Origin of the sequence: Paenibacillus pseudetheri (assembly GCF_924513355.1) — a bacterium.
GTDB classification, from domain to species: domain Bacteria; phylum Bacillota; class Bacilli; order Paenibacillales; family Paenibacillaceae; genus Paenibacillus_AQ; species Paenibacillus_AQ pseudetheri.
This window is the reverse complement of sequence record NZ_CAKMAB010000050.1, coordinates 35,039-37,873: the sequence shown is the minus strand read 5'-3', so window position 1 is coordinate 37,873 and position 2,835 is coordinate 35,039. Positions and strand designations below refer to the sequence as shown.

General features: G+C 45.5%; 5 protein-coding genes. All 5 read right to left on the bottom strand.

Annotated features, from left to right (window positions below; genetic code table 11):
- Window positions 1-144: 144 nt before the first annotated feature.
- Window positions 145-339 (bottom strand): hypothetical protein, encoded by a 195-nt coding sequence (locus tag L1028_RS27735; protein WP_234541189.1) that lies wholly within the window; start codon window positions 337-339, stop codon window positions 145-147.
- Between the two features lie 24 nt (window positions 340-363).
- Window positions 364-492, bottom strand: coding sequence for a hypothetical protein (locus L1028_RS31405; protein WP_256716254.1), 129 nt, complete (start codon window positions 490-492; stop codon window positions 364-366).
- Between the two features lie 26 nt (window positions 493-518).
- Window positions 519-968, bottom strand: coding sequence for an NAD-dependent epimerase/dehydratase family protein (locus L1028_RS27730; RefSeq protein ID WP_234541188.1), 450 nt, complete (start codon window positions 966-968; stop codon window positions 519-521).
- A gap of 132 nt (window positions 969-1,100) precedes the next feature.
- Complete coding sequence (locus L1028_RS27725) at window positions 1,101-1,685, bottom strand: general stress protein (RefSeq protein WP_234541187.1); 585 nt, start codon at window positions 1,683-1,685, stop codon at window positions 1,101-1,103.
- Window positions 1,686-1,783: 98 nt separating this feature from the next.
- Window positions 1,784-2,835 (bottom strand): ATP-dependent helicase C-terminal domain-containing protein (locus L1028_RS27720; protein ID WP_279306929.1); only part of this gene is annotated, 1,052 nt, incomplete at its 5' end.

Genomic DNA, 2,835 nt, shown 5'->3' with positions numbered 1-2,835 from the left:
CGTAACATTCAACACACCATCCGTTCTATAAATAGTTACCTACATTATACAACATTAACGCGGTGTCGTCTTAAATAATTAGGACATAAAGAAGGCTGTCGAGACTTTCTCGACAGCCTGAACTGCCAATTGGCAGCTTTCTTCTTAATATATTCTATAACAAAGCCATATGGCCGTTCCAACAGCGATCATACCTGCCAAGGTTACAAATAGGACATACCCTCTCTTTGTTGAAGTAACCGTGTGATTATCATAAAATTCAGGTTTTCGTACGATTCCAAACCATAGATCCGCGATTAAATTCACGACCACTAGAAAGAAATTTTTTATTACCCTCATGTCATCACTCCTTTTCAACTTTAGCTAACCAAGTTTATTATTAATTTCACTTAGTGACTCATTCATTTCGTCCATTTTCTTGATCATCGCATATTGATTGCTAATCATCATGATTAAACCAATAAAGAACAAAATCACAAGAAGTAAACTCATACTGCACTTCCTTTCAGTAGCTGAATTCATTCACTCTGGACATTCAAGCTCACTCGTCCTTGACGAATTTCCTCTGCCATATAGCCATTAGTGTCATGCCATGTTCCTTGGCCGTACAACATTCCATACCGCAAGATCACATGATTCGGGATCTCGGCAACTGCTTTCTCTAGTGAGCATATACCTTCAATCGTTCTTCTCCGAGGCTCTAAAGCCTTCAGATCTAAAGGAGTTTCCTCCGTAGCTGGCTCCTCTCCAGCTTCATAAGCCCATGAAATACTTTGTGCAATGATTTGTTCCACGCCAGTTGCAAGGGAAGCATCCACAATATTTCGTGTTCCTTCTATTCTTATCCTTGAATGATCTGAGAAATTCCGCTGACTTAGTGAAGTTAGCTGATGGATAACCACTTCTGGCTGTGCTTTGTGAATGGACGCAAATATGGCCTCTCGATCGAAGACATCCGCGATTACCAAAACCCTAATTATAATTTGGATTATTATCCATATCATACCACATACATAATAAAGACTGCACCTCATAGCTTATCGCTAGGAGATGCAGTCTTTGAATGAATTGTTTATAGTAAAAGTAGATCGATTAACATTTTAGATTTTATCGCGGTTGTAGACTTCAGATGTCCGGTCTGCTCGATTAGCCATCGAATTCCCTAGTCTAGTGTCTTCGTTATAGATACCATCGTAACGCTGAGCATTCAACGAGCGATTGCCACGGAACACATCATGCGCTTGAACTCCTCGTCCATTGTCATCTACAAGCACAAGGATCTTACCACTTTCTACGTATCCTTCATACTCTTTCGCCTCATCCTCAGGAATGCCAAGACCGATCAAGCCGCCAACTAAGCCGCCTGCACCTGCACCGACAGCTACACCTGTTAATGTTGCCACAATAGGTCCCGCTGCTAGAATTGGACCAATTCCAGGGATGGCTAGCGCTCCGATACCTGCTAGCAGTCCAGTAACACCACCCAATACGCCTCCTGTAGCAGCGCCTGTTGCAACACCTTCGGGAGCTTTTGTGCCTGTATCATCCGAAATATGTCTTAGCTCATCACGATCACGTGTGATTACTGATATTTCATCATTACTGAACCCTTGATTGTGAAGTCCTTCAATTGCTCTGGTTGCTTCTTGTTCGGTTTCAAAGATACCTACGATTTTTTTAGTCACTTGAAGCCCTCCTTAGTAATTGTCTTCGCTAGTTAATTACCCTGTAAGCTGAAGACAAAACATCTAAAGAACAATTACAAGTGCACGAGTAGCCATAATTATTTCTTGGGACGTGTTCGATGGGTCGGAATAGCTTGCAAGGGGTCGTCTGGCCAATAGTGTTTTGGGTACCGTCCCTTTAGATCTTTTTTAACCTCAAAATAAGTGCCACGCCAAAAGCTTGCGAGATCAGAAGTCACTTGCATCGGTCTTCTAGCCGGTGACAAAAGATGAAGCAAAACAGGTACCTTCCCCCCTCCAATTCTAGGCGTGTCTAACTGTCCAAACATCTCTTGCAAACGTACAGCCAGTACAGGAGCAGCTGGATTAGCATAGTCCACGGGCACACGCGAACCACTAGGAACTGTTATATGTGTCGGCGCTTCCTGTTCAAGAATCTGTCGCTGATTCCAGTCCAGCAACCCCTCAAGCGCACGAGATAACGGGATTCGCTGAAGGTCGCGCAAGTTCCGCATACCATGAATGTAAGGTAATAGCCATTCATCAAGCGTCTCAATTAATACTTCATCAGAGACATTTGGCCAATCCGAACGTAAGGTGTGCATAAACATTAGCCGCTCACGAAGTTGCAGAGGTCCCTTTTCCCACGGTAAAATATCAATCCCTTCTTCTGCGATTACACTTAGCAGTACTTTCGCTGTTTCTTCCGCAGAGGGTCTTTCATGTGACGTTTCTTTTAAGACAAGAGCGCTAAGCATCGTTCGGCGGCGTTTCTTCACACTTCCACTTTCTTTATCCCAATACACCTCAGAATCCTCTGTGATGCGATCTGCATGATATTTAAGCAATTGTCCTTCTTCTAGCTCAGCTCCCAGCAGGATTGCGCCTTGTGTGGCTCGATCGTCTACAGACGCGGCCACAATATAAGCGGATCGGGCCAGCGGTTGCCCTTCCCGCATGGCCACGCCACGACCGGCGGATAGCAGAAACGCGCCATCACCACGTTTCTGCCCGATACGGTCGGGATAGGCGAACGACAGAAGCAGCCCGCAGAGGCTGATGTCGTTCACGGCCTCTCCCGGCGCTGCTTGCAGCTGCGCCAGGAAATTGCGGCTCTCGCGCACGATCGCGCGCAGAGCCGCAGGGTCCG

Excerpts from the sequence above, each read along its gene's own strand:
- L1028_RS27735 (WP_234541189.1), bottom strand. The coding sequence starts at position 339 with ATGAGGGTAATAAAAAATTTCTTTCTAGTGGTCGTGAATTTAATCGCG.
- L1028_RS31405 (WP_256716254.1), bottom strand. The coding sequence starts at position 492 with ATGAGTTTACTTCTTGTGATTTTGTTCTTTATTGGTTTAATCATGATG.